The sequence below is a fragment of the Candidatus Accumulibacter similis genome (assembly GCA_013347225.1).
Taxonomy (GTDB): domain Bacteria; phylum Pseudomonadota; class Gammaproteobacteria; order Burkholderiales; family Rhodocyclaceae; genus Accumulibacter; species Accumulibacter similis.
Genome location: CP054595.1, coordinates 552,843 through 579,825, shown reverse-complemented (window position 1 = coordinate 579,825; position 26,983 = coordinate 552,843). Strand labels below are relative to the sequence as shown.

The window sequence follows — 26,983 nt, the reverse complement described above, 5'->3', positions numbered from 1 at the left end:
GCACGGCGGCCGATTGACTCGCGGCAGCAAGGCCCGGATACTCGCGACGTTGCCGGCGAGATTCCGGCGATGCAAGGCAAGGGACGCCGGTCCGCGCTGCCGTCGGGCAGCCATTTGCCGGTACCGCCGTTTCACTCCTGACTGGGAGGTTCCTCCATGGGTCTGCGGCTGAAATTCAATCTCGTTCTGCTTGCCGTCTTCCTTGCCGGCTTTGCCGTCACCGGCTACGTTTCCCGGACTCTGCTTGACCGGCACGCACGCGAGCAGGTGCTGGGCGAGGCGCGCCTGGTCATGGAGGCGGCGCTGGCAGTGCGCGCATATACGGTCGACCAGGTGCGACCGCATCTCGTCGGGCAGATGGACAAGGTCTTCCTGCCGCAGACGGTGCCGGCGTTTGCCGCCACCGAAGCCCTCAACCATTTGCGGCGAAAGTACGTCAACTACGCCTACAAGGAGGCGACGCTCAATCCGACGAACCTGCGCGACCGGCCTGCCGACTGGGAAGCCGACCTGATCCACAGCTTCCGGAACCGTGCCGACCAGAGGGAAATCAGTGGTGAGCGCGACACGCCCACCGGTCGCCTGCTCTACGTCGCGCATCCGATCCGAATCGAGTCGCCGGCGTGTCTCCAATGCCACAGCACACCCGATGTCGCGCCGCCGTCGATGCTCCGCATCTACGGCCCGGCAAACGGATTCGGCTGGAAGCTCGATGAGGTCGTCGGGGCGCAGGTCGTTTCGGTGCCGATGTCGGTGCCGCTGGAGAACGCCGCACTGGCCTTCCGCACCTTCATGCTTTCCCTGGCAGCGGTGTTCGTGGTCGTCTTCATCGTCCTCAACCTGCTCCTGTCGTGGCTGATCATCCGGCCGGTGACTCGCCTGTCGGCGGTAGCCGACAAGGTCAGCACCGGCGACTTCGAGCAGCCGGAGTTTGCCGAGGAGGGCGGCGACGAGGTTGCGATTCTGGCCAGTTCGTTCAACCGCATGCGTCGCAGTCTCGAGAAGGCGATGCAGATGATCGATGGCTGAGCGCGCGATGGGCGGGAGCGGCAACGAAGAAACCGGCCACGCCGATTCTCGTTCGGCAGCTGCCGACAGCGACCTGCTGGCGCTGCCGGCGGGCTACGCGGTGCACGAATACCGGATCGACCGCGTTCTCGGCAGCGGTGGCTTCGGCATCACCTACCTCGCACACGATACCCATCTCGACTGCCCGGTGGCAATCAAGGAGTATCTGCCGCGCGACACCGCCGGGCGCGGGCCTGATCTCTCCGTGCGGCCGCACTCGACTGCCGGCGCCAGGTCCTTCGCCTGGGGTCTCGATCGCTTCCTGCACGAATGCCGTGCACTCGCCAGCTTTCACCACCCGGGGATCGTCCGCGTGCTGCGCTATTTTGCCGCCAACGACACGGCCTACATGGTCATGGAATACGAAAGCGGCGAACCACTCGACAGGTGGCTGGCCGGTCGGGAGCCGATCGACGCCGCAACCCTGCAACGCATCGTGCGGCCGTTGCTGGACGGGCTCGAGACCATCCACAACGCCGGCTTCCTGCATCGCGACATCAAGCCGCGCAACATCTACATGCGGGCCGACGGTTCGCCGGTACTGCTCGACTTCGGCTCCGCCCGCCGTGTCGGTGTACCGGGGCAGGAGCAGTTGTTGACCGCCGTCGTGACGCCTGGCTTCGCGCCAGCCGAGCAGTACCAGCCCGACGGCAGGCAGGGCCCGTGGAGCGACCTCTACTCGCTCGCCGGGGTGATGTACTGGCTGGTCACCGGTCACCTGCCAACCGAAAGCCTGGCGCGATTGCGCGAGGACCCGATGCCGGCGGCAGCCGTGATCGGCAGGGCCGACCTCTACGGCAAGGCGATGCTGCGGGCGATCGACTGGGCACTGACGCCCGACGAGAACCTGCGCCCCCGACGGGTGGCGGATTTTCGCCGCGCCTGTCTGCCGCCAGCCGGACAACCTGCGGCGGAAGCGGCGGACTCGCCGGCGGTGCTGCCGGCGCCCGGCAGTTCCTTCAGCGAAGGCTGCAGCTTCATCGGCGCGGTCCTCTTCAGCGACGTGCCGGGCGCATCGACGCCAGCCGATGCGGCTGCCGAGGCGGCGCTCAAGGAACGTCGCCAGCTGCTGGCGACACTGGTCAGCCGGGCGGTTGCCGGAGTGCCGGCGGGCAGCCGCCTGGCGGCGAACACGCGCGAGGGCTGCGCCGTCTGCTACGTCGGCGATCCCGAGGATGCACTGCGCACCGCCAGCCTGCTGGGGGCGGCGGCGAGTGAACAGGGGCTTGCTCTGCACATCGGCATCAACCTCGGGCCGGTACGGGTGCAGCCCGACCCCGGTGGCCGCTCGCGCCTGCTCGGCGACGGCGTCGCCACCGCCTTCCGCGTCATGCGCTTCACCGAGCCGGGACAGGTGCTGGTCAGCGCCGCCTATGTCGATCTCATTGGGCAGCTGCGACGCAGTGCGGCGGCCTGTTTCACCGCATTCGGCCAGCGGCGGGACGCGCACGACCGGGTGCACGACCTCTACCTTTACGTCGGGACTGCGCACGCACTGGCTTCGCATCCGATCACGGCCAATGCCGCCGCAACGCAGGCGAGCGACCTGACGCCGGCGGTCGTCGAGGACGCCGAGCGCCTATTGACCAGGCACATTGGACCAATGGCACGCATCCTGGTGCGCAAGACGCTGCCGCGCGTCGGCGGGCGCGACGAGTTGCACCGCCTGTTGGCTGAAATGATTCCGGACCCGGCCGCCCGATCTGCCTTTCTGACCGCCGCCACGCACAGGTGGCAGCAGCCATCGACGAGCCGGAAACCGGACAGCACCCCGCACCCCGGCTCCCCCTCGCCGGCAGCTGTGGCAGCGCCGTTGCCCGTCACTGCTGCCGACCCGGTAACGGGCAGCGGTATTGGCGATGCCGACCGCGAACGAATTGGCCGCATCCTGGCGCGCCATATCGGACCGCTGGCGAAGGTCCTGCTGCGTCGTGAAGCCGCCAGGGCGGCCGACGTGGATTCTTTGTGCCGCGCATTGGCCAGCCAGATCGACAGTCCGGAGCAGCGCGAGCACTTCCTCAGGGAGGCCGGCCTCGTTGGGGGGCAGGGCTCGTAGTTCCCTACCGGCTGGCGACTGTGGACGAAGCTGACGCGCCCTCGCGTCAGGCCGGGCGCAAACCTCAGTCGCGGCCGCAGCATGGCGGGCGAAGCTGCGATTTACGGCAACGGGTCTTGGCGGAACGAACTACTGCAGCAGTCCTGCCCGCAACAGGGCGTCGATCATCAGCTGCGTCAGTTCAGCGACCTGCCCAGCCTGTGCACCCGATGGCGGCGCCGTGGCGCTGCCCGACCAGAAGACGGCGCCGCTGGCAGCATCCAGCATGGCAACGCTGCACGTCATCCCCTGCGCCGCCGTCGGCCAGCCGATCGGAAACGACAGACCGAGGCCGCCGGCGCTGAAACCGCCGTTGCGGTAGCCGCCGCTGCCACCGCCGACACCGATGCCCACCTGCGGCGCCGGATTGACCACCGCCAGGTCGTCCGGCGACAGTTGCACGCTGGCTACGGCGAACGCTCCGGCACGTACGGCGGCAGACCGGATCTCCTCGTTGCCGGCCATGCCGTCGGCCGGCAACTGCGACACGGCGTAGCTCTGGATTCCCGCCACTCCCGTCCGCTGCAGCCGCATCTTCCACTGGTCCTCGCAGATGCGACGCAGCGAATGGTCGCGACTCTGGCAGACCACCAGCACCTGCTGGCCCTTGAGCACGGCACCGGCGACGTTCGCGTCACGCCACTCGCTTGTCATTTTGGTCGATGCACAACCGGCAAGCGCCAAGCCGACCAGGCTCGCCGCAAACGACCACCACCGGGTTTTCAGGGTCGGACGCATCGCCTCTCCTTCCTTTTCTGGCTTGCCAGTCGTCATGATACCCCCCACATCGCCTGCCTCGGCACAACATGGGCCGCTGCGGACTGACGGTGGCGACTCACATCAGAACGATGTCGTACTGCTCCTGTGAGTAGCTGGGCTCGGCCTGCAGCGAGATCGGCTTGCCGATGAAGTCGGAGAGCATCGCCAGCCCCTGCGACTCCTCGTCGAGGAAGCTGTCGATCACTGCCTGGCTGCCGAGGACCCGATACTCGCGGGCATTGAACTGGCGCGCCTCGCGGAGCAGTTCGCGGAGAATCTCATAGCAGACGGTGCGCGCCGTCCGCACCTCGCCACGACCGCCGCAGGTCGGGCACTCCTCGCAGAGAACGTGAGCCAGCGACTCGCGGGTACGCTTGCGTGTCATTTCGACCAGGCCCAGCGCGGTGAAACCATTCACCGTCAGGCGGGTGTGATCGCGCGCCAACGCCTTGTTGAACTCGCTGAGCACTGCCGCCCGGTGATCGTCGTTCTCCATGTCGATGAAGTCGATGATGATGATGCCGCCCAGATTGCGCAGGCGCAGCTGGCGGGCGATCGTCTGCGCGGCCTCGAGGTTGGTCTTGAAGATGGTGTCGTCGAAGTTGCGGACGCCGACGAAGCCGCCGGTGTTGACGTCGATGGTGGTCATCGCCTCCGTCTGGTCGATGATCAGGTAGCCGCCGGACTTCAGGTCGACGCGGCGCGCCAGCGCCTTCTGGATCTCGTCCTCGACCCCGTGCAGATCGAACAGCGGTCGTTCGCCGACGTAGTGCTCGAGCAGCGGCGCCACCGTCGGCGTGTACTCGACGGCAAAGGCAGTCAGGCGCTGGAAGTTCTCGCGCGAATCGATGACGATGCGTGTCGTCTCGGGGTTGACGAAGTCCCGCAACACGCGTTGCGACAACGACAGCTCCTGGTAGAGCAGGGCCGGCGGTGCGGCCGTGGTCGACTGCGCCCGGATGTCGCGCCACAGCTTGCGCAGGTACTCGATGTCCTTCGCCAGTTCGGCTTCGGTCGCGCTCTCGGCCATCGTGCGGACGATGAAGCCACCCGGTTCGTCGCCGGGCACCAGCCGTCCGAGCTTCTCGCGCAGGGCCTCGCGATCGGCCTCGCGCTCGATCCGCTGCGAGATGCCGATGTGCTTGTCCTGCGGCAGATAGACCAGCATGCGGCCGGCCAGCGACACCTGGGTCGACAGGCGTGCCCCCTTGCTGCCCATCGGATCCTTGATGACCTGCACGAGAATGCTCTGGCCTTCGCACAGGAGGCGCTCGATCGGTCGCAGTGGCTCGTCGCCGGAGCGCGGTTCCCGGATGTCGGCAACATGGAGAAAGGCGGTCCGGCCGAGGCCGATGTCGATGAAGGCGGACTGCATCCCGGGCAGGATGCGCACGATGCGTCCGAGGTAGACATTGCCGACGAAGCCACGACTGGCACTCCGTTCGATGTGCAGTTCCTGGACCACACCCTGGTGGGTGACGGCGACGCGCGTTTCCTGTGGTGTGAAGTTGATCAGGATTTCTTCTGACATGAGATGTCGATCCGCGCAAAGGGAGTGGGAACTGCGGCAACGAGAGTAAGATTCCTGCTGGCCTCATTCTACCCTCTCCGACCGCCGCGCCGAATGTCTCTTCCCCCTGCAAAGCCCCGATCTCCCGAATTGCTCGCTCCCGCCGGGTCGCTGGCGATGCTGCGCACGGCACTGGCCTACGGTGCCGATGCGGTGTACGCCGGGCAGCCGCGCTACAGCCTGCGGGTGCGCAACAACGACTTCGGCGATCTGCAGGCGCTCGCCCAGGGTATTGCCGAGGCGCATGCGGCGCAGCGCAAGCTGTACGTCGTCAGCAACATCCTGCCGCACAATGCCAAGCTGCGCACCTACCTGGCGGACATGGCGCCGGTCATCGCCAGCCGGCCGGACGCGCTGATCATGGCCGACCCCGGGCTGATCGATCTGGTTCGTGAAGGCTGGCCCGAAATGCCGATACACCTCTCGGTACAGGCCAACACGCTGAACTTCGCTGCCGTGCGTTTCTGGCAGAAGCTCGGCATCGCGCGGATCATCCTCTCGCGTGAGCTGTCGCTGCACGAAGTCGAGGAGATCCGGCAGCAGTGCCCCGATATCGAACTCGAGGTCTTCGTCCATGGCGCTCTCTGTGTCGCCTACTCGGGACGCTGCCTGCTGTCCGGCTATTTCAACCACCGCGACCCGAACCAGGGCAGTTGCACCAACTCGTGCCGCTGGGACTACCGCCTGCACGCCGCCGGGCACGATGCGACGGGTGATCTGCAGCCTTTGTCCGGCGAAGCCGGTCGGGGGCGCGCGGCCGGCTGGCTGCTCGAGGAGAAGGAACGTCCCGGCGAGATGATGCCGATCGACGAGGACGAACATGGAACCTACATCATGAACTCGAAGGATCTGCGGGCGGTCGAGCACGTTGGCCGGCTGCTCGAGATCGGTGTCGATTCGCTGAAGATCGAGGGGCGGACCAAGTCTCCCTATTATGTCGCGCGCAGCACGCAGGTCTATCGTCGCGCCATCGACGATGCCGCTGCCGGCCGGCCGTTCGACCCCGCACTGCTCGGCGAACTCGAGGGCCTGGCTAATCGCGGCTATACCGCCGGTTTCCTGCAGCGGCACCACGAGCACGACATGCAGAACTACCTGCGTGGCCACTCGGAGTCCGGGCGCAGTCTCTACGTGGGCGATCTGCTGACCTGGGATGCCGTCGGGCAGCGTGTCCTGATCGAAGTCAGGAACCGCTTTTCGGTCGGCGACCGCCTCGAGGTCATCCATCCCTCGGGCAACCGCCGGCTGACACTGCAGTGCATGCACGACCTGGCGGGGCGCGCGATCGGTGTTGCGCCGGGCAATGGGCATCGCGTCTGGATTCCCTGTCCCGTCGAGCTGCCAGGCGCATTGCTGGCGCGTTTCCTCTGAGCCAAGCCGAAGCATGCCTGCCCCGCATCTCTTCGTCGACATCTCGGCGCACGGCTTCGGACACCTGGCGCAGGCAGCGCCGGTGATCAACGCTCTCGTCGAACGCCTGCCGACGCTGCGGCTGACCATCCGCAGCGGACTGCCGGTGGCAAAGCTGCACGAACGGCTGCGATGCGGCTTCAGTCACCTCGCCGCGTGTAGCGACTTCGGCTACGTCATGCTCGACGCGATGCGCGTCGACCTGGAGGCAACGGCGCAGGCCTACCGCCGCCAGCACGCCGACTGGGAACAACTGGTCGACCGGGAAGCACGCCTCTTCGCCAACCTGCAGCCGACACTGCTGCTCAGCGACGTCGCCTACCTGCCGCTGGGAGGCGCAGCCCGCGCCGGCATCCCGTCGGTGGCGCTTTGCTCGCTCAACTGGGCAGAGCTGTTTGCCCATTTCTTCGCTACCGCCGACTGGGCGCCGCCGATCCACCAGCAGATGCTGGCCGCCTACAACGGGGCCGAGTTCTTCCTGCGTCTGACGCCAGGAATGGCGATGGCGGATCTGTCGCGGCGACGGTGCATTGGCGTGGTGGCGGCCCTCGGCGTCGATCGCCGGCAGACGCTGCGCCGTCAACTCGCCTGTCGTGCCGACGAGCGGCTGGTGCTGATCGCCTTTGGTGGCATCGACACACAGTTGCCGATCGCCGACTGGCCCCAGACGACGGGCATCCGCTGGCTGGTGCCGCAGGGTTGGCGGCTGCGGCAGGCCAACACGACCGATTTCGAGCCGCTCGGCCTGCCGATGATCGATCTCCTGTGCTCGGTCGATGCGGTGATCGCCAAACCCGGGTACGGCACCTTCGTTGAAGCGGCGTGCAATGCGACACCACTCCTGTATGTACGACGACAGGAGTGGCCGGAGCAGGACTGCCTGATCGACTGGCTGCACGCGCATGCCACGTGCGCCGAGATCGGTGCGGCCGAACTGCGCGCAGGCCGCCTGCAGGCGGCACTTGCCGACCTGTGGCAGCGACCGCTGTCGCGACCGCCCCTGCCCACGGGCACCGACGAAGCCGCCGCTTGCCTCATGCCCTGGCTCGCAGCCGCCGCGTCACCGGTCGGTGGTCAGCCGTCTGCAACATGAGCCAGGAATCGACGCGCGGCCCGCAGCGCCGTCGCCTGCAGGTGGCGGCGGGCATCTGCATCCTCGGCGCCGGCCTGGGCATCGGCAGATACCTGGCGGAACGGCCGGGGCCACCGACCGGCAAGCCGATCCGCACCGACCTCTCCGATCTGCCGCCGGGCAGGCTGCGCGTGCTCGACTGGCAGGGACGGACGCTGTGGATTCTGCGGCGCTCCAGCGACGAGGTGGCGACGTTGGCGAAGGACGAGAGTCTCCTGCTGGATGCCGCCTCCGAGCACTCGCTGCAGCCGGAGAACTGCCGCAATCGCCATCGTTCGCTGCGGCCGGACGTCTTCGTTGCCATCGGCCAATGCACGCATCAGGCGTGTACGCCACAACTGCGCAGCATCGCCGGCCATGCCCCCGGGTTCCTGTGCCCGTGCCACAGTTCGAAGTTCGACCTTGCCGGCCGCGTCTACCGCGGCGGCCCGGCGCCGGCCAACCTCGTCATCCCGATCCATCGTCTGCACGGTGAGGCTCAGATCGTGGTTGGCGAAGCCTGACAGTCCAGCCAGACCTCCACCGGAGAACGCCGTGCCCGATCACCTGCCGACCACGCCAGCACGCAACGCCACCATGGATGGTGAGCACCGCATTCAACTCGAACTGATCGCCGCCCTGTGCGCCGCGGTCGATGCGCATGCCGGAAACGAGGAGATCAGCGTCATCCTGGAGCGGCTGCTCGACTTCAGCAAGGCGCATTTCCTCTCCGAGGAACTCCTGATGCGCCTCGACAGCCATGACGAGTTCGATGACCATGTCGAAGACCATGCGCAGATGCTCGACGCGCTGGAGGCCATGCTCGACACTCACCGGGTCGGTGGCACGGCGCTTCTGCCCGGCCAGGCCGGAAAGCTCCTCACGTTCCTCGTCCGCCACATCGAGACGCGTGACGCGCGCTACGCCCGGACACCAAGGATCTGATCGTGCCGGCGGTGCTGCCGCGCCGCCGCCGATGGTGACTGGCGTTGGCGTCGACGCCAGCTTGACAAGCCATGCCGTGGCGGGTAGATTCGCACCCCTGCCTCGGGTTGCAATGAGGTGGCGCCGATTTGACACCAACAGATTGCGGGCGCGTTAGAAATCCAGCTAAAGCGAGGCTCACAGCACAACCCGTCGCGCCTTGCGCCGACGGGTTTTTGTTTTGTCCCAAGCCACTCCTCGCCAGAGGGTAAATCAGGAAACCAGCATGCAGCCCGACCGGACCGCCGAACTGAGAGAACGCCTCGAACACCAGATCCTCGTTCTCGACGGAGCGATGGGAACGATGATCCAGCGCCACAACCTGTGCGAGGCCGACTATCGCGGCAAGCGTTTCGCCGCACACGCGCATGACGTGAAGGGCAACAACGACCTCCTGCTGCTGACGCGCCCGGAACTGATCCGGTCGATCCACGCCGAGTATCTGGCGGCTGGCGCGGACATCATCGAAACCAACACCTTCAACTCGACCAGGGTCTCACAGGCCGACTACCACCTCGAAAGCATCGTCCACGAGTTGAATGTCGCCGGTGCACGGCTGGCACGGGAAGTCTGCGACGAGTTCACTGCCGCCGATCCGGCCAGACCCCGTTTCGCCGCCGGTGTGCTCGGGCCAACCTCGCGTACGGCGTCGATCTCGCCGGACGTCAACGACCCCGGCTATCGCAATACCAGTTTCGACGAACTGGTCGCCAACTACGAGGAGGCCATAGACGGGCTCTGCCAGGGGGGGGTCGACCTGCTGCTGGTCGAGACGGTCTTCGACACGCTCAACGCCAAGGCGGCGCTGTTTGCCATCGCGAGCCATTTCGAGCGGGCAGGACGGCGCTGGCCGGTGATGATCTCGGGGACGATCACCGACGCTTCCGGCAGGACGCTGTCGGGGCAGACGGCCGAGGCCTTCTGGAACTCGCTCAACCACGTGCGGCCGCTGAGCTTCGGTCTCAACTGCGCTCTCGGTGCCGGCGAACTGCGGCAGTACGTCGAAGAGCTGTCCCGGATCTGCGACTGCTTCGTCTCGGCGCACCCGAATGCCGGGCTGCCGAATGCATTTGGCGGCTATGACGAAACGCCGGAACAGTTGGCGGCGGAGATGGCCGACTGGGCGCGGCACGGTTTCGTGAACATCGTCGGCGGCTGCTGTGGCACCTCGCCCGCGCATGTCGCGGCGATCGCCCGGGGCGTTGCCGGAATCCGGCCACGGCGGGTTCCGGCCAGCGAAGGAAAGATGCGCCTGTCGGGACTCGAGCCCCTCAACATTGGCCAGGATTCGCTGTTCGTCAATGTCGGCGAACGAACCAACGTCACCGGCTCGCGAGTCTTCGCGCGGATGATCCTGGAGGGGCGCTTCGATGATGCGCTGGCTGTCGCCCGGCAGCAGGTGGAGAACGGTGCGCAGATCATCGACATCAACATGGATGAGGCGATGCTGGATTCGCGGGCAGCGATGGAGCGCTTTCTCAGGCTGATCGCCAGCGAACCGGATATCTCGCGCGTGCCGATCATGCTCGACTCGTCGAAATGGGAAGTGATAGAGGCCGGGCTCAAGTGCATTCAGGGCAAGGGAATCGTCAACTCGATCTCGATGAAGGAAGGCGAGGCCGAGTTCCTGCGGCAGGCCAGGCTGGCGCGCCGCTACGGAGCGGCGGTGGTGGTGATGGCCTTCGACGAGTCCGGTCAGGCCGACAGCTTCGCGCGCAAGACGGCAATCTGCAGCCGCGCCTACCGGTTGCTCACCGAAGAGGCAGGCTTCCCGGCCGAGGACATCATCTTCGATCCGAACATCTTTGCCATCGCCACCGGCATCGAAGAACACAACGACTACGCCGTCGCCTTCATCGATGCCTGCGCCTGGATTCGCGCCAATCTGCCGGCAGCGCAGATCTCCGGCGGGGTATCGAACGTCTCCTTCGCGTTTCGTGGCAACGACGCGGTGCGCGAAGCCATCCACACCGTCTTTCTCTATCACGCCATCCGCGCCGGTCTGTCGATGGGTATCGTCAATGCCGGGATGCTCGGGGTCTACGACGATCTCGATCCGGAGTTGCGGGAAAAGGTCGAGGATGTGGTCCTCAACCGTCGTCCAGACGCCGGCGAGGCGCTGGTCGATTTCGCGCAGACGGTCAAGGAGGGCAAGGCGAGGGACAGTGGTCCCGATCTCGCCTGGCGCGCGCAACCCGTCGCCGAGCGTCTGACGCACGCGCTGGTCAGGGGAATCACCGACTTCGTCGTCGCCGACGCCGAGGAGTGCCGGGCGGCGCTGGCGGCTGCCGGCCAGCCGCCCCTGGCGGTCATCGAAGGGCCGCTGATGAACGGCATGAATGTCGTCGGCGATCTCTTCGGCGCCGGCAAGATGTTCCTGCCGCAGGTGGTCAAATCGGCGCGCGTCATGAAGCAGGCCGTGGCACACCTGATTCCCTACATCGAGGCGGAGAAGCTGCGCACCGGCGTCGGCAACAAGGGCCGGATCGTCGTCGCCACGGTCAAGGGAGACGTACACGATATCGGCAAGAACATCGTCGGCGTCGTGCTGAGCTGCAATGGCTACGAGGTCATCGACCTCGGCGTCATGGTGCCCTGCGACCGCATCCTGCAGGCGGCACGCGAGCACGCGGTGCAGGCGATCGGCCTGTCCGGACTGATCACGCCCTCGCTCGAGGAGATGAGCCATGTGGCGGCCGAGATGGAGCGACTCGGATTCGCCACCGCCGCTGACGGTGGCGCAGCGGTGCCGCTGCTGATCGGCGGCGCGACGACCAGCCGCGCACACACGGCGATCAAGATCGCACCGAATTACTCCGGACCCGTGGTCTACGTTCCGGACGCTTCGCGCGCGGTGGGCGTCGTGACGCGACTGCTGTCGGTCGACAGTTCGAGCGCGTTCGTCGACGAGGTCGCGGCCGACTACGCGCGGTTGCGCACCCAGCACGCGAACAAGAAGGGCAGCGTCCTGCTGCCGCTCGCCGAGGCACGTGCCAATCGCTTCGTCTGGAATGCTGACCCCGGCTACCGACCGTGTCCGCCGAACAGACCGGGACTGCACGTGCTGTCGCAGGTGGATCTGGCGAGCCTGGTACCGTTCATCGACTGGGGTCCATTCTTCCAGACCTGGGATCTCGCCGGCAGCTACCCGAAGATCCTCGACGATGCGGTCGTCGGCGGCACCGCGCGCGCCGTCTTCGCCGACGCGCAGAAGATGCTCGAGCAGTTGATCGCCGGGAAGTGGTTGCATGCCAACGCCGTCTTCGGGCTCTTTCCGGCGAACGCCGTCGGTGACGACATCGAAATCTATGCTGACGAGTCCCGTCAGGAACGGCTGATGACCTGGCACAACCTGCGCCAGCAACACGAGCGCCCACCTGGCAAGCCGCACTATTGCCTGAGCGACTATGTCGCCGGCCGCGGCACGCCGGACTGGGTCGGCGCCTTCGCCGTCGGCGCCGGTTTCGGCATCGACGAGAAGCTCGCCGAGTTTGCTGCGGCGCACGACGATTACCATTCGATCATGCTCAAGGCGCTTGCCGACCGTCTCGCCGAAGCCTGTGCCGAGTGGCTGCATCTGCAGGTCCGGCGGGACTACTGGGGCTACGCTGCCGGCGAGACACTCGAACAGACGGCGCTGATTCGCGAGGAGTATTGCGGCATCCGCCCCGCCCCCGGTTATCCGGCATGCCCCGACCACACCGCGAAGCGTGCGCTCTTCGATCTGCTCGATGCGCCGCACAACGCCGGCATGGCCCTCACCGAGAGCTTCGCCATGACGCCGGCAGCAGCCGTCTCGGGCTTCTACCTGGCGCACCCGCAGGCACGTTACTTCGCCGTCAGCAGGATTGGCAACGACCAGCTCGAGGACTGGGCGAAGCGATCGGGCTTCAGCCTCGATGAGTCGAGGCGCTGGCTGGCGCCCCTGCTCTGATCCGACCCCGGACCGAAGTGCCGTCGATGCCCGCGCGCGCCCTGCCCGACTTCGTCACTGCCGACGTCGATCTGGCCGGGCGGACGACGCTGGCCCTTCCCGGGCGCGCGGCGTATCTTGCCGCGATCCGCTCCTGTCGCCAATTGGCGCAACTCGCCGGGTGGCAGGCAACGCGACGCTTCGTTCTCGGTGGCGGCAGCAACGTCGTGCTCAGCGGAGACTTCGACGGCCTGCTGCTGCAGATGGCGATCGCTGGCCGCGAACTGGCCGGCGAGGATGCAGAAGCGTGGTACGTCCGCGCCGGCGCTGGCGAGAACTGGCACCAACTGGTTCTCTGGACGCTTGCCAATGGCTGGCCGGGTCTCGAGAATCTGGCGCTCATCCCGGGCACTGTCGGCGCGGCGCCGATTCAGAACATCGGCGCTTACGGGCTCGAGCTTGGTGATCGTTTGCAGTCGCTCGAGGTGTTCGACATGGATCGTGGCAGGCCGCTGCAACTAGATCGTCCCGCCTGCCGCCTTGCCTACCGTGACAGCGTTTTCAAACAGCAGGGATGGCATCTCGATGCCCGCCGTGTGGTCACCAGCGTCACCTTCCGCCTGCCAAAGAACTGGCGGCCACTGACCGGCTATGCCGATCTGGCCGCCGAACTGGAGCGTCGACAGCTCGCCCGGCCGGATGCGCGGCAGATCGCCGATGCCGTCATCGCCGTTCGCAGCCGCAAGCTGCCCGACCCGGCTGTTGTGCCGAACGCGGGCAGCTTCTTCCAGAATCCCGTGGTTTCGGCAGAGATCGGCGAGCGACTGCGGCGGCAGTGTCCCGATCTTCCATGTCACGTGCAGCCGGATGGGCGGCTGAAGATTGCCGCCGGCTGGCTGATCGAACAGGCCGGATGGAAGGGCCGCGACCTCGGCCGTGTGGGCATGTACGAGAAGCAGGCACTGGTCCTGGTCAACCGCGGCAGCGCCCTCGGGAGCGAGGTGATGGCGCTGGCCCAAGCCGTCCAGGATGCCGTGCGGCGGCGCTTTGCGGTCGAGCTGACGCCCGAGCCGGTCGTCCTCTGACGGCATTCCGGCGCCGCCGCCGAGCGTCAGAAGACCTCGTCCGGGCGCAGGAAGCGCCACTGCCCGAGCGGCAGGTCGCCGAGTCGGACGGCGCCGATGCGGACGCGCTTGAGGCCGAGCACGCGCAACCCGACCAGTTCGCACATGCGCCGGATCTGCCGCTTTCTGCCCTCGCGCAGAACGAAGCGGAGCTGATCGGCGTTCAGCCATTCCACTCGCGCCGGTTTCAACCGGCGATCATCGAGGCTGAGTCCGTTGTTGAGCAGCGCCAGCCCGCGATCGTCGAGCTGGCCATCGACGCGCACCAGGTACTCCTTGTCGATCTGCGAATCCTCGCCCACCAGCTGTCTTGCCACCCGCCCGTCCTGCGTCAGCACGAGCAGTCCGGTCGAATCGATGTCGAGCCTGCCCGCTGGAGCCAGTCCCCGCAGGCAGGAGGGATGGAAAGCTGGCGTATCCGCAGTGCGGAACTGCCTTTCCGGCTGGATCAGGGCCACCGCCGGCGTGCGGCCGGGTTCCGGCTGTCCTGAGACATAGCCGACAGGCTTGTGCAGCAGGATCGTCCGGCGCGCTTCCTGATTGGCCAGAGCCCGCCGGTCGAGGGTGATCACTGCGCCCGGGGAGGTACGGGTTCCGAGTTCGCTGACCCGCTTGCCGTCGACGAACACCCAGCCTTGCGCGATGTAGTCGTCGGCGTCGCGACGCGAGCACAGGTGACGCTCGGCCATCAGCTTGGAGACGCGAACGGTGGCTGGCGGAGCGCTGACGTCGGTCGCCCCCCCCGTCGGCTCGCCGGAAACCACTGCCGGCGATCGCTGTGGCGGTGCCCGCAAGGGCGGCGCCGTACGGCGGTCGACCTGCTGCCGCGGCGGGACCTGGCCTGTCGCTGCACTGCGCTGCGGTCGCGCAGCGCTATCGGCCGGCGCCAGCGCCGAGCCGGCCATCGCCTTCACCGGTCGCGTCCTGGATGCCTCCTGGGGTGGCGGCCGCGAATGCCCTGGCGACGGTCTGTCTGGCCGGGCAGCCATTGCTCAGGCGATGTCGAGCAACTCGATCTCGAACACCAGCCTGGCGTGTGGCGGGATCAGCTTGCCCGCGCCGCGCGCACCGTAGGCCAGCTCGGCCGGAATCGTCAGCTTGCGGATGCCACCGACGTTCATTCCAGGAACCCCCTCTTCCCAGCCGGCGATGACGTGGCGCCCGTCGAGAGGAAAGCGGAAGGGCTCGTTGCGGTCGACGCTCGAATCGAATTTCTTGCCATCGGCCAGCCAGCCAGTGTAATGGACGATGACGTGCTGGCCGGAGGTCGCCTTCGGGCCGCTGCCGACGATGATGTCTTCGATCTGCAGACCGCTGGAGGTGGTGACGATTGGCATTCTGGCTCCTCGATGATTGGCAAAGCCCGAAGTTTAGCCCAGCATGGCCAGAGACGGCCAGTGGCATGAAGCATGCGGAAGTGCTCATCGCTGCGTGCCGCCGGCAACCTGGCGGCGGCACGATCCGCTGCTTGGTCCGTCCCTGTCCTGCTCAGCGATGCAGCGGATGGAGCGGCGACGGCGACATCAACGGGGGCTTCGTCGATGGGTATTCTTGCTGGTATCATTCTTCCGGGCATTGAACGCATGGCTGGTGATCAGGCCAGGCAGGACGGGCCAGCGGTCGCAACCGCCGATGGCAGCCTGCAACCCCTGCCCGGTGGCTGCCAGGCTGCTTCTGCGGTCGCGGCGACAGCGTTGGGGCGACTCGACCGGCGAAGACGATATTCGCCTGCAGAACGGTGGGCTTCATGAAATTCCTTAGCACGCGTCCGGCAATGAAGCGTCTGCTCGACCTGGCCCTTGCAAGCATGGCGGCGCTCCTCTTCCTGCTGCCGGCGACCCTGATCGCATTGCTCATCAAATTGACGTCCCGCGGCCCGGCTCTCTACTGGTCTGATCGCGTCGGCCAGCACAACCGCGTCTTCCGGATGCCCAAGTTCCGCAGCATGCGGCTCGGTACACCGGCTGTGGCAACCCACCTGCTGGCGGATCCGCAGGCGTACCTGACTCCTGTCGGATCGTTTCTGCGCCGCTCGAGTCTTGACGAACTGCCGCAACTGTGGAGCGTCCTGGTCGGCGACATGAGCCTCGTCGGACCGCGACCGGCCCTGTACAACCAGCACGATCTCATCGAGTTGCGAACGCAGCGCGGCGTCCACAGCCTGCTTCCCGGGCTGACGGGTTGGGCACAGGTGAATGGCCGCGATGAGCTGCCGATCCCCGACAAGGTCGAATACGACGTCGAGTATCTGCGCAACCAATCCGCATGGCTCGATCTGCGCATACTCTGCCTGACAGCCGCCAAGGTCTTGTTCCGCGATGGCGTCAGCCATTAGGCACCGACACCCACGTCGCTGCGGCCCGCATGGGTCTGAAAGCCCGTGCGGAGTGCTCGTGAGGAAGTCGTCGCGAACGTGGCACGAGGTGGGGCACGCGCGCGGAGACCAAGCAGGGTCCCGGGTGGCACTCCGCGCCGTGCGCCGCCGTCAGCGGCTCGCGGTGCGCGTCATGCTGCTGGTTGATGAGCGACCGTGCTGCGCGCCATGATCGTCCTGTTCACCGATTTTGGCATCGATGACCCCTACGTCGGGCAGATGAAGGCAGCGCTGCTGCGGGCGGGCCGCCGTGACATGCCGATCGTCGATCTGCTGCACCGCGTACCCGACTTCGCCGCGCGCGCCGGCGCTCATCTGCTGGCTGCGCTGCAATCCACCTTCGACCGTGGCAGCGTCTTTCTCGCGGTGGTGGACCCGGGGGTCGGCAGCGATCGCCAGGCGGTGGTCGTGGAGGCAGACGGCAAGTACTATGTCGGCCCGGACAATGGCCTGCTGTCCGTGGTGGCAGCGCGTGCCCGCGAGCGGCGATACTGGCGCATCGTCTGGCAGCCCGAATGGCTGTCGACCTCGTTCCACGGGCGCGACCTGTTTGCTCCGGTCGCTGCCCGCATCGCCGCCGGCGACTGGCCGGCAGGCTGGCTGGCAGCGAGCGACGGGCTGCAGCAGACTCTGCCGGTCGACGACCTGGCGGAAATCATCTATGTCGATCACTATGGCAATGCGATGACCGGGATGCGGGCAGCGAACCTGCCGCAGCAGGCGAGACTGCGGCTTGGCAGGCGACACGTACCGCGGGCGCGAGTCTTCGCCGAGGCTGCTGCCGGTGAGGCGTTCTGGTACGGGAACAGCATCGGTCTCGCAGAAATCGCCGTCAACCGCGGCAGTGCCGCATCGCTCCTGCTGTTGGCTCCAGGGTCGCCGGTGGAAGTCGTCGGCTGAGGTGCCGTCCGGGGACCGGGGAGGCCGATCGCAGGAGAAGGGATGTTCAGGGCGACGCGATGTCGCGCCGCGGCCGCCGCTCGAGGTCCTGATCGCTCATCGACAGCGGGTCCTCGAGCGGTTCCAGGTGGGTCGTCACGTGTGCCTGCGGCAGAAGCCCGCGGATCTCGTCCTCGATGCGCTCGACCCGGTCGTGGCCCTGCTGCACCGTCCACTGCCCGGGAACGAGGACGTGCAGGCTGACAAAGCTGCGGCTGCCTGCACGGCGGGTCCGCAGCGCATGAAAGGCGAGGCCCTGCGCCCGATGCACTGCCAGCAGGGCTTCGATCCGTGCCAGCTCCGGGGGCGGCAGCGACACGTCGAGGAGACCGGAGAGCGACCGCCGCATCAGCTGGAAGGCGGTCCACACGATGTTTGCTGCAACGACGAGCGCGATCGCCGGATCGAGCCAGAGCCAGTCGCTGAGCCAGACGAGCGCGACACCGGCGATCACTCCCGCCGAGGTCCACACGTCGGTCATGAGGTGCTGTGCGTCGGCCTCGAGGCTGATCGAATCGTGCTCGCGACCGACGCGCAGCAGGATGCGGGCCGTCGCCAAATTGATGGCCGAGGCCAGCAGAGAAACCATCAGCCCGACACCCACCTCTGCGAGCGGCTGCGGGTCGAGCAACCGGACGAGCGCGGCATAGCCGATGCTGAGCGCCGCCAGCAGAATCAGGAAGCCCTCGAAGGCACTCGAGAAATACTCGGCCTTGCTGTATCCGTAAGCGTACTCATCATCGGCCGGAAGCGCCGCCAGGGTCAGCATCCACAGCGCCATCAGCGCACCGGCAAGGTTGACGAAGGATTCGATGGCATCGGAGAGCAGACCGACCGATCCGGTCAGCCACCAAGCCACACCCTTGAGGGCGATCGTCAGCGTCGCCGCGGCGATCGACAACCAGGCATAACGTGTCAGCGATGCCCTGCGCGGGGCGCCTTGGTTCATCTTGCCGGCCTTGTCCATGAGTTGCTGATCCTCATCGCTTCGCGCTGTCCTCCCGGATGTCCACGCGCCAGCCTGCCGCGGCCCCCCCTTGCGGCTCGCGGGCCAGGTTCTGCGTCCGGGCGGCGGCGGATACCCGGATCCAATTCCTGCCAGTCTACCGCAGGGGCAGCGCGAACGAGGAAGAAGAGGTTGCTGCGCCGGATCCAAGCGACGCACCAGGCGCGCCTTCCTGACCACCGCGACGCGCAGCACGAGGGCGAGGGTTGGGCTGTCGGCCGCGATGCCGGTCGCCTGCCGGCCAATGATCCGTCGCAAGCTCGGCGTAAGGAAGTCACGGCAGAATGGTGGTCTGCGGTGGACGGGCCGCTTGTGGCGGCACCGCACCGGCTGGCCCCGGACTGCTGTTGCTTGCCCCCATCGTTCGCCGCCACGCGCGTCGTCACCGGCCGACAAGCTTCCCAGCCCGGGATGTGCTGCGCTTTGTTCCGCTACTTCCCGAGCGTGCCTGCCGTGACAATGAGTCAATGACCACCTGCGAGGATCCTTTCGTCGTTCTCGGCGTTGCCCAGGAGGCATCACGCGAGGACATCAGGAGCGCCTACCGCCGGCTGGCGATGCGCTGGCATCCGGACCGCAACCCATCGCCGGCTGCTGCTGCCGAGTTCAAGCGACTCCATGCAGCCTACGAGTTGCTGCTCGACGACGAGCGCCTGGCCGCGTGGCGCGCGGCTTGCCACGGCGCCGCGGCGGATGGCGCGGCGGTCGGCGACGATCTCGTGCAGTCGTTGACGCTGACTCTCGAACAGGCAGCAGCGGGTTGCCACCGCACCGTCGAGCTGCTGCATCGCGTTCGCTGCAGCAGTTGTGCCGGCAGCGGCCGTGTGCAACACAGCCATTCGGTACCATGTCCTGCCTGCAGCGGTTGCGGCAGGGTCGTGCGCACCGGCGGCAGGACCGCTCGCTGCGACACCTGCGGGGGCCATGGCTACCTGCGCGAGACCGCTTGCACGAATTGTGCCGGCAGCGGCTGGCGGAACGAGCCGCGCACGCTCGAAGTGACCGTTCCACCGGCATTGGTCGGCGGCGAGCGCCTGCGCCTGGCGCGGCAGGCACCACTGTCACCGGGAGACGAGCGCAGGGTCGCCGGCGATCTCTACCTCGAGATCAACCTGGCTGCGCATGAACTGTTCGTCCTCGACGGGCTGGATCTGCACTGCCGGGTTCCGGTGAGCATCTTTCGCCTTCTGTGCGGCGGTCGCATCGAAGTCCCGACGCTGAACGGCACGACATGGATCGAGCTGCCGCCGTGGTCACCGACTGCCGGCGATCATCGCCTGGCTGGCCTGGGTTTCCCTGGCAAGGGGGAGCGTGCCGCTGGCGATCTGGTGCTGCACCCGCAGGGCGTCCAGCCACAGCTTGCCGCGCGCGAGGACTGCCAACTTCTCGAACTGCTCGACTGGCGACTCGCCGCGGACCTCGAGCAGCGCGCGCCGCTGCTGGCCGACTGGCAGCAGCAGCTGCGCGCGCGCCGGGAGGGGCCAGTCGTTTGAGGCTGCCTCAGAGGCGGCGGCCGACAGCGGTCAGGTAGGGCAGTGCCAGGAAGGGCCAGAGGCTGGCCATCCAGCGCGTGAGACCGTTGAAGTTGAGAAAATGGCCCTGTTTCCAGGCCGCGAGTGCCGCTTCGGAATAAGGGTTGGCCGGCGTCAGGTTGACCAGGGCCGTGCCCGCCATCAGCGCCACCGCGGCCAGGGCCACGCGCATCGATGCCGGCAGCAACAGGCTCAGGGCAAGCAGGACGCCGCCAATCAGCAAGCCGACCTCGGCACCGGGAGTCAGCCAGGCGAAGGCCTCCTGCGGCGCGACCAGGACCGCCGCGGCCAGCGTCCTGATCACCAGCGCGAGGCTGAAGAAGGCAAGCAGCGCCAGGTGCGTCGGCGAGCGGTCGGCGAGCAGGGTGCGTACAAACAGGCCGATGACGACCGTGTTGCAGCCGATGATCGCCGCTTCGAGGACGAAGAAGGAGTGTGCTGCATAGGGGACGGCCGGCGTCAGCTCGAGTACGTTGCGCAGGTCGCCGCAGCCGAAGAGCAGGGTCTCCGGAGAGGACTGGGTCAGCAGCCAGATGGCGAGGAGTACGAGCCCGGCCTCGGCCTGCGCCGTCGGAGCGAGCAGTTGCTGTTGCAGGCCAGCGATTCGGCGCAGGATGCGCTTGCCATTCCAGGCACCGAGCAGCGCGCCGATTGCCGTACCGGCGGCGTTGCAGGCCAGATCGAGATTCGAAGGTACGCGGGCCGGCAACCAGTTCTGTAGGCACTCGAGGCCGAGACTGAGCAGGCTGCCGACGAGCACCGCCACCGTCACCGCCGCCGCGCGTCCGCCCGGCAGGTGCCGCAAAGCCAGGGTCAGCAGAAAACCGAGGGGCAGGTAGGCGAAGACATTGACGGCGAGATCGAAAGCGGTCCAGTAGCGTGGCCAGCCCGCGTCGAGGAAGTCCAGCGGTGCAACGCCGAGATGGCGCCAGTTGGCGAAGGGGTAAAGGCTGGCGTAGACGACCAGCACCAGATAGGCCAGCGCCAGGTAGAGTGGCAGGCGTGTCGGTCGGGGCAGTGGCCGACCGGTCCGTCCGGCGCCGACCGTCGCGTCGCCGTTCGACCCGAACATCGGCGTGAGGCTTGCGTCCGATCGCGCCTGGTACTCACTTTCGACCATGCTGGTGCAGCGCTGTCGCGTGGTGCGTCTGGGCGGCTGCACGGTGGTGCATGCGGGCATGCAGATCATGCGCCGGAGTCGACCCACCGATCCGCTGCGGCAACAGCGAGCCGGCGATCATGCCGAGCATGCTGACCCCGAGTCCGATCAGTTGTGCGGGAACCAGCGGCGCGTCAACCAGCAGTTCGATCAGCAGCCAGGAGACGAGGCCGCCGACGATCGCCGCCAATGCGCCCTGGGTGGTGGCGCGCTGCCAGTAGGCGCCGAAGAACAGCGGCACGAAGGCGCCAGCAAGCGTCACCTTGTAGGCGTTCTCGACCATCTTGAAGATCGAGGCTTCGGAATTCAGCGCGAAGACGAGGACGATGGCGGCGAAGCAGACCAGCGTCAGGCGCATGATGCGCAGGAACGCGTGGTCGCCGATCGCGGGAAAGAAGTTGCGCACGATGTTTTCCGAGAATGCCACCGAAGGTGCCAGCAGCGTGGCTGAAGAGCAGCTCATGATCGCCGACAGGACGGCACCGAAGAAGATTGCCTGCGCGAAGACCGGCGTGTGTTCGAGGACCAGTGTCGGCAGGACCAGTTGGGCATCGCTTTCGATCAATGCGTTGAACTGCTCCGGATTGATCAGCGTCGCGGCGTAGGCGATGAACATCGGCACGAAGGTGAAGCAGAAGTAGAGCCCGCCGCCGAGGATCGAAGCGTAGATGGCGATCCTCGCCGTCCGTGCCGAGGTGACGCGCTGGAAGACATCCTGCTGCGGGATCGAGCCCAGCATCATCGTCATCCAGGCGGCGATGAACGCCAGCCACTCGGCAGCACCGGTGTCTGGGAAGAAGTCGAGCTTGCCGGCCGCTGCCGCCTGCCCGACGACGACCACGACACCGCCGCTGATGCCGGCAATCAGGTGGGCGATGTAGAGCATGCCTCCCATGACGACACTGATCTGCACGAAGTCGAGAACGGCGACCGAGAGCATGCCGCCGAAGGTGGTATAGGTGAGGACGATCAGGGTACCGAGAATCATGCCGGCGGCAGGCGGAATCGCGCCATCGGTGACGACACTGAAGACCAGGCCGAGGGCCTTGATCTGTGCCGACACCCAGCCGAGATACGAGGCGACGATGCATAGCGTCGTCAACACCTCGACCGTGCGGTTGTAGCGCAGACGGAAGAAATCGCCCAGGGTGAGGATGTTGAGCCGGTACAGCGTGGTGCCGTAGAAGATGCCGGCGATCACCAGGCACAGGCTGGCGCCGAAGGGATCGGCGACGACGCCGCGCAGACCGTCCTTGACGAAGGTTGCGGAAACGCCGAAGACCGCCTCGGCGCCGAACCAGGTGGCGAAGACCGTGGCCGTGACCACCGGCAGCGGCAGCGAGCGTCCGGCAACGGCGAAGTCCTTGCTGTTGTGCACGCGCGTCGCTGCATAGAGCCCGATGGCAATCGACAGCAGCAAATAGATGACGACGAACCAGATCAGCATCGCGAGGCCCCGGTTGCGCACGTGGTTCTTCCGGCAACGCACCGCAGACCGGAAGCTGTCGCATTTCGTCCGGCGTCGGCGCTGCTGCATCCGGCTTCCGGAGCCCCGTGCGGCGGGTTCGCGGCGTATTATCCCAGAAAATGCTGCGGCTTCGCAGCCCGCTGCCTTGCCTGACCGCCGCGCACGCGCGCTTCGCCGCTGGCCACGGAGGCCGGCTGCACGGCTGAAGACGGCAGCCGGTTGCCGCGGCCCGCAGCCGCTCGGCACGATCAGGGAGGGCAAAGCATGCGCGAGACGGTGACCATCGCTACCCAGCGGCGTGAGCAACTGCTGGACATCACGCACGAGGTGGCAGCGGTGGTGGCGCGCAGTGGCATCCGCGACGGCCTGGTATCACTTTACGCACAGGGTGCGACCTGCGCCATCATGATTCAGGAGAACTGGGACGAAAGCGTCCAGACGGACGTGGTCAACCTGCTGCAGCGGCTGATTCCACGTGGCGTCTGGCTGCACGACGAGCAGGACGGCAATGGCGACGCCCATCTCAAGGCCGGGTTGGTCGGTCCGTCCGAAACGATACCGCTGATCGATGGCCGGCTCGGCCTGTCGCGCTGGCAGAACGTCTTCCTCTGCGAGTTCGACGGACCGCGTCGCGAGCGCCGCGTGGTGTGCACGGTGATTGCCGATGCTTGACGGCTGGTGACGAAGCCGCGCCTGCGTGGCACCTGCCGAGGCGGCAGCCGGCACGGCGTAGCCGCCCCCGGCTCAGCGCGATTCCTTGACCATGCGACCGAAGCTCGGCTGGATCGGGCGGGCATTGTGCCGGTAGAGGCGGGAGAATATCGCCAGTTGCTCGGCGGAAATCTGCAGCGGTTGCCGCAGCACCAGCCACAGCACGCCCTCGCTGCAGGGCGGTGTGGTCAGCGAGCCCATGTAGGTGTAGTAGCTCCGGTCGGCCGGCAGCAGTTGGGCGAGATCGATGCCCAGGCCAGGGGGCATCACGTACTCCCCCTTCTCCAGCGGCAGGTTGTTCCATACCGTCTGGATCAACGGGTGCTCCATGCCCTTCTCGAGCAGGACGGCGACGACCGCCAGGCGGCCGTCGTCCGAGCGATGAACGAGATGCGCCACCATCTCGAAGGCCTTGCCGTTCACGCGCTCTTCCGACGGCCGATGAAAGTGGAACTGGATCAACTCGTAAGTCTTGCCGAGGAGGCTGATGCTGCTGCCGCCGACCTCGACCTGGATCGTGTGCCCGTTGTCGATGACGCGAAGCTCGGACTGACGATAGCGGAACTGGATCGGCTCCAGGTCAACGCGAAAGCCATCGCGTATGTCGATCGGCGACTGTCGCATGCCGGACGCGCAGAGGGCGTACTCGGGCTTCAGGTTGCCCCAGTGTTCCGGACCGGTCTCCCCTTCGTACGACCAGTCATGCGGTCGGGCTGGCCGCAGGGCGCCGCCGGGGTCGGAGCGGTCCACCGCCTGCGCCCTGCCGGCACGTGGCGTCATGGCGGTCGGCTCGGTGCGCGCGACCTGCGTGCCGCGCACGGAACGAGGCACCGGGGTGGCCGGGGCGGCGGAGGCGGCCGCGGCGGTCGCCCCGGCGGGCGGAACGCGCCGCGTGCCGGGCTCGGGCTCGGGTTTCGGGGCGGCCGGCGGCGGAGTCTGCAGGTTGGCACGGCGGACATCGTTCTGTACCAGTGCCTCGTTCGCCTTGCGCAGCTCGCCAGTGGCCTCGTTGACCTTGTCGGCGGTGCGGCGGGCGGCGATGGCCGCTTCGCCGCCGGGCTTTGGGCGACATACCTCGCGCAGCAGCTTGTCGTCGAGCATCCCCGAGCGAACCGGCATCTCGATCTGCACCTTGACCTCATCCTCCCGCAGCAACTGGCCTTCTTCCTTGAAGTAGCTGCGCTTGAGCGTGCTGTAGCTGCGCGCCGCACAATCGTAGCTGCTCAGCGCCTGGACGATGCGGTAGGCCGAGGAGGTCTTCGGATCGATGATCGGCTTGTCGAGGATGATGCGCCCGAGAGCGACGGTACGTCCGCGCTCGTCGCGAGTGATGCTGCCACGGTCGATCTCGATCCGCTTGCCCGGCTCGGCCGAGATCACCTGCCAGGCAGCCGGCGCCGGCGATGGCGCCAGCGCGATCAGAGTGGCGGCGATGATTCTGGGGTGTGGCTGCATCCGGCGGCTCCGCTGATTCGTTTCCTAGACGAGTGAGTTCACGGCGGTTGCGGAGATTTCTTTAGGCGCGTGCGATGCTGCGGCCAACGGGGCAGGCATCGGCGTGGCGAGGGCGGACGACAGGAGCTCTACGGAGGGGGACCCGCCGGAGCGGTGTGCAACAGCCGTCGGTCCATTGCAGCAGCGTTCGCTCGCCGTCGACAGCGCAGACGGCAAAAAGCCCTGGCGGGCTGCTGCCCCGCCAGGGCTGAAGGTGATGCGACCGACTCAGTGGCTGGCGCCGGAGGCGCCGAAACCGGTCTGGGCACGCACGTACTGGTCCTCGAAGGCGTCGATCTCGGCCTTGGCACGCGGACTGGTGTCACTCTTCGACATGATGTAGGCGAGGAGGAAGGCGATCGGCATGGCGAACAGCGCCGGCTGCGTGTAGGGGAACAGCGCCGCCTTGTTGCCGAGCACGTCGACCCACACCGACTTCGAGAAGAGGACGAAGAGGACGGCCGAGATGACGCCGCCGTAGCCACCCCAGATCGCGCCGCGCGTCGTCAGTCCCTTCCAGTACATCGACAGGATCAGCACCGGGAAGTTGGCTGCGGCAGCGACGCCGAACGCCAGGCCGACCATGAAGGCGATGTTCATCTTCTCGAACGCGATGCCGAGGACGATCGCCAGCAGGCCCAGACCGATGACGGCGTAACGCGAGACGCGCACTTCCTCCTTCTCGGTTGCCTGGCCCTTGCGGATGACGCGCGCGTAGATGTCGTGCGAGATCGCCGCCGCGCCGGCCAGCGCCAGCCCGGCAACGACCGCCAGGATGGTGGCGAAGGCGACCGCCGCCAGGAAACCGAGCAGCATGTTGCCGCCAACTGCCCTGGCAAGGTGCATGGCGACCATGTTGCCGCCGCCGATCAGCTTGCCGCCGACGACGCCGCCCTCGAAGAACTCGGGGTTCTGGCCGACGATGAGGACCGCACAGAGGCCCATCAGGAAGATGACGTTGAAGAAGAAACCGACGAAGCCGGAGGCATAGACCACCGATTTGCGCGCCTCCTTGGCGTTGCCGACGGTGAAGAAGCGCATCAGGATGTGCGGCAGGCCGGCGGTACCGAACATCAGGCCGAGACCGAGCGAGATGGCGGTGATCGGATCGGCGAGCAGGCTGCCCGGTGCCATCAGCCTGGCACCCAGCTTGTGCACCGCTTCCGCCTTGGTCAGCAGTTCGGTGAAGGAAAAGCCGAACTGCGTGTAGGCGAGGATCAGCGTCAGCGTGCCACCGCAGAGCAGCAGGCAGGCCTTGATGATCTGCACCCAGGTCGTCGCCACCATGCCGCCGAAGGCGACATAGACCATCATCAGGATGCCGACGATGAAGATCGCGATATTGTAGTCGAGGCCGAAGAGCAGCTTGATCAGCTGCCCGGCGCCAACCATCTGCGCGATCAGGTAGAAGACGACCACCACCAGCGACGAGATCGCCGCCATCGTCCGCACCGTGCCCTGGTCGAGCCGGTACGAGGTGATGTCGGCAAAGGTGAAGCGGCCGAGGTTGCGCAGACGTTCCGCCATCAGGAAGAGGATGATCGGCCAGCCGGCGAAGAACGCGAGCATGTAGATGTAGGCGTCGTAGCCCTGGCTGTAGGCCATCGCCGTCAGACCGAGCAGCGTCGCTGCCGACATGTAGTCGCCGGCGATCGCCAGACCGTTCTGGAAGCCGGTGATGCCGCCGCCGGCGGTGTAGAAGTCAGCCGTCGTCTTGGTCCGGCTGGCCGCCCACTTGGTGATGAACAGCGTCAGCGACACGAAGATCAGGAACATGATGATCGCGTGCCAGTTGGTCGCCTGCTTGGCGGCCGCTTCCACGGCCGGGCCGGCATGCGCCAGGCCGGCAAGGCCAAGGAACGCGAAGGCCGATAGGGTGCGTGCGATCATTTGCCCTCCCCCAGTTTCTGTGCTTCCTTGATCATTTCCTGCGTCAGGTCGTCGAACTCGCCGTTGGCGCGGCGGACGTAGACCAGCGTCAGCAGCCAGAAGAAGACGAACAGGACCATTTCGACCGTGTAACCGATGGGCCACATCGATCCCTCGGCGATCTTCTGCCCGAGCAGCCCCGGGTTGAAGGCGACGAACATGAAGAAGCCGTAGAACAGGATCAGGACGATCGCCGACAGGGTCCACGCGAAGCGCCCCCGCTTCTGGACCAGTTCCTGGAATTTGGGATTCACCCGCATTCGCTCATACATCACACTACTCATGATAACTTGACCTCCTCTTTGGTATTGTTTACGCCAATTTGCAGTGGTGTTGA

Annotated in this window: 22 protein-coding genes; 12 read left to right on the top strand and 10 right to left on the bottom strand. The window is 66.7% G+C overall.

Annotated elements, in window-relative coordinates:
• Positions 1-156 precede the first annotated feature (156 nt).
• Both HT579_02555 and HT579_02550 read left to right on the top strand, forming a co-directional pair.
• A complete protein-coding gene (locus tag HT579_02555) occupies positions 157-1,029 on the top strand; it encodes a DUF3365 domain-containing protein (protein ID QKS27932.1) in 873 nt (290 codons plus the stop codon).
• Positions 1,022-3,124: a protein kinase gene (locus tag HT579_02550; protein QKS27931.1), complete on the top strand. Its 2,103-nt coding sequence runs from the start codon at positions 1,022-1,024 to the stop codon at positions 3,122-3,124. Before HT579_02555 ends, HT579_02550 begins: the two co-directional genes overlap by 8 nt.
• Before the next feature lie 129 nt (positions 3,125-3,253).
• Here the strand turns inward: HT579_02550 and HT579_02545 are convergent, their stop codons facing one another.
• Together HT579_02545 and rng are read right to left on the bottom strand one after the other, a co-directional pair.
• Positions 3,254-3,901: a hypothetical protein gene (locus tag HT579_02545; GenBank protein ID QKS27930.1), complete on the bottom strand. Its 648-nt coding sequence runs from the start codon at positions 3,899-3,901 to the stop codon at positions 3,254-3,256.
• A 97-nt stretch (positions 3,902-3,998) separates the two neighbouring features.
• A complete protein-coding gene (gene rng / locus HT579_02540; GenBank protein ID QKS27929.1) occupies positions 3,999-5,453 on the bottom strand; it encodes a ribonuclease G in 1,455 nt (484 codons plus the stop codon).
• Between the two features lie 93 nt (positions 5,454-5,546).
• Here rng and HT579_02535 point away from each other — a divergent pair, with 93 nt between their 5' ends.
• From HT579_02535 to murB, 6 genes are all read left to right on the top strand, one after another.
• Positions 5,547-6,863 (top strand): tRNA 5-hydroxyuridine modification protein YegQ, encoded by a 1,317-nt coding sequence (locus HT579_02535; protein QKS27928.1) that lies wholly within the window; start codon positions 5,547-5,549, stop codon positions 6,861-6,863.
• 13 nt (positions 6,864-6,876) lie between these two features.
• The gene (locus HT579_02530; GenBank protein QKS27927.1) at positions 6,877-7,995 is read left to right on the top strand and encodes a hypothetical protein; all 1,119 of its coding nucleotides are present in this window, start codon (positions 6,877-6,879) and stop codon (positions 7,993-7,995) included.
• Positions 7,992-8,537, top strand: coding sequence for a ubiquinol-cytochrome c reductase iron-sulfur subunit (petA, locus tag HT579_02525; GenBank protein ID QKS27926.1), 546 nt, complete (start codon positions 7,992-7,994; stop codon positions 8,535-8,537). Before HT579_02530 ends, petA begins: the two co-directional genes overlap by 4 nt.
• Positions 8,538-8,568: 31 nt before the next feature.
• Positions 8,569-8,958, top strand: coding sequence for a hemerythrin family protein (locus HT579_02520; protein QKS27925.1), 390 nt, complete (start codon positions 8,569-8,571; stop codon positions 8,956-8,958).
• Between the two features lie 265 nt (positions 8,959-9,223).
• Positions 9,224-12,931 carry a methionine synthase gene (metH, locus tag HT579_02515; GenBank protein ID QKS27924.1) on the top strand — a complete coding sequence of 1,236 codons (3,708 nt, stop codon included), beginning with the start codon at positions 9,224-9,226 and terminating at the stop codon, positions 12,929-12,931.
• 26 nt (positions 12,932-12,957) lie between these two features.
• Positions 12,958-13,995, top strand: coding sequence for a UDP-N-acetylmuramate dehydrogenase (murB, locus tag HT579_02510; GenBank protein QKS27923.1), 1,038 nt, complete (start codon positions 12,958-12,960; stop codon positions 13,993-13,995).
• A 26-nt stretch (positions 13,996-14,021) separates the two neighbouring features.
• Here murB and HT579_02505 read toward each other — a convergent pair whose 3' ends face one another.
• Together HT579_02505 and HT579_02500 are read right to left on the bottom strand one after the other, a co-directional pair.
• Positions 14,022-14,723, bottom strand: coding sequence for an rRNA pseudouridine synthase (locus HT579_02505; protein QKS31454.1), 702 nt, complete (start codon positions 14,721-14,723; stop codon positions 14,022-14,024).
• 303 nt (positions 14,724-15,026) lie between these two features.
• Positions 15,027-15,371 (bottom strand): FKBP-type peptidyl-prolyl cis-trans isomerase, encoded by a 345-nt coding sequence (locus HT579_02500; GenBank protein QKS27922.1) that lies wholly within the window; start codon positions 15,369-15,371, stop codon positions 15,027-15,029.
• Positions 15,372-15,808: 437 nt separating this feature from the next.
• Between HT579_02500 and HT579_02495 the strand changes: the two genes are divergently transcribed.
• Positions 15,809-16,369 (top strand): sugar transferase, encoded by a 561-nt coding sequence (locus HT579_02495; GenBank protein ID QKS31453.1) that lies wholly within the window; start codon positions 15,809-15,811, stop codon positions 16,367-16,369.
• A 207-nt stretch (positions 16,370-16,576) separates the two neighbouring features.
• Complete coding sequence (locus HT579_02490) at positions 16,577-17,308, top strand: SAM-dependent chlorinase/fluorinase (GenBank protein QKS31452.1); 732 nt, start codon at positions 16,577-16,579, stop codon at positions 17,306-17,308.
• Between the two features lie 46 nt (positions 17,309-17,354).
• On the opposite strand, the gene HT579_02485 is transcribed toward HT579_02490, so the two are convergent.
• Positions 17,355-18,296: a cation transporter gene (locus tag HT579_02485; GenBank protein ID QKS27921.1), complete on the bottom strand. Its 942-nt coding sequence runs from the start codon at positions 18,294-18,296 to the stop codon at positions 17,355-17,357.
• Between the two features lie 524 nt (positions 18,297-18,820).
• On the opposite strand from HT579_02485, the gene HT579_02480 reads away from it, so the two are divergent.
• Positions 18,821-19,846, top strand: a complete 1,026-nt coding sequence (locus HT579_02480) for a DnaJ domain-containing protein (GenBank protein ID QKS27920.1) — start codon at positions 18,821-18,823, stop codon at positions 19,844-19,846.
• A 7-nt stretch (positions 19,847-19,853) separates the two neighbouring features.
• Here HT579_02480 and HT579_02475 read toward each other — a convergent pair whose 3' ends face one another.
• Together HT579_02475 and HT579_02470 are read right to left on the bottom strand one after the other, a co-directional pair.
• The gene (locus tag HT579_02475) at positions 19,854-20,957 is read right to left on the bottom strand and encodes a VanZ family protein (GenBank protein ID QKS27919.1); all 1,104 of its coding nucleotides are present in this window, start codon (positions 20,955-20,957) and stop codon (positions 19,854-19,856) included.
• Between the two features lie 34 nt (positions 20,958-20,991).
• Positions 20,992-22,491, bottom strand: coding sequence for a sodium:solute symporter family protein (locus tag HT579_02470; GenBank protein ID QKS31451.1), 1,500 nt, complete (start codon positions 22,489-22,491; stop codon positions 20,992-20,994).
• A 285-nt stretch (positions 22,492-22,776) separates the two neighbouring features.
• Here HT579_02470 and HT579_02465 point away from each other — a divergent pair, with 285 nt between their 5' ends.
• Positions 22,777-23,184 carry a YjbQ family protein gene (locus tag HT579_02465; protein QKS27918.1) on the top strand — a complete coding sequence of 136 codons (408 nt, stop codon included), beginning with the start codon at positions 22,777-22,779 and terminating at the stop codon, positions 23,182-23,184.
• A gap of 72 nt (positions 23,185-23,256) precedes the next feature.
• Here the strand turns inward: HT579_02465 and HT579_02460 are convergent, their stop codons facing one another.
• From HT579_02460 to HT579_02450, 3 genes are all read right to left on the bottom strand, one after another.
• Positions 23,257-24,678: a carbonic anhydrase family protein gene (locus HT579_02460; protein ID QKS27917.1), complete on the bottom strand. Its 1,422-nt coding sequence runs from the start codon at positions 24,676-24,678 to the stop codon at positions 23,257-23,259.
• Between the two features lie 267 nt (positions 24,679-24,945).
• Positions 24,946-26,607: a cation acetate symporter gene (locus HT579_02455; GenBank protein ID QKS27916.1), complete on the bottom strand. Its 1,662-nt coding sequence runs from the start codon at positions 26,605-26,607 to the stop codon at positions 24,946-24,948.
• On the bottom strand, positions 26,604-26,930 hold the full coding sequence (locus HT579_02450) for a DUF485 domain-containing protein (protein QKS27915.1): 327 nt from the start codon (positions 26,928-26,930) through the stop codon (positions 26,604-26,606). The genes HT579_02455 and HT579_02450 overlap by 4 nt, the downstream gene beginning before the upstream one ends.
• Positions 26,931-26,983: the final 53 nt, after the last annotated feature.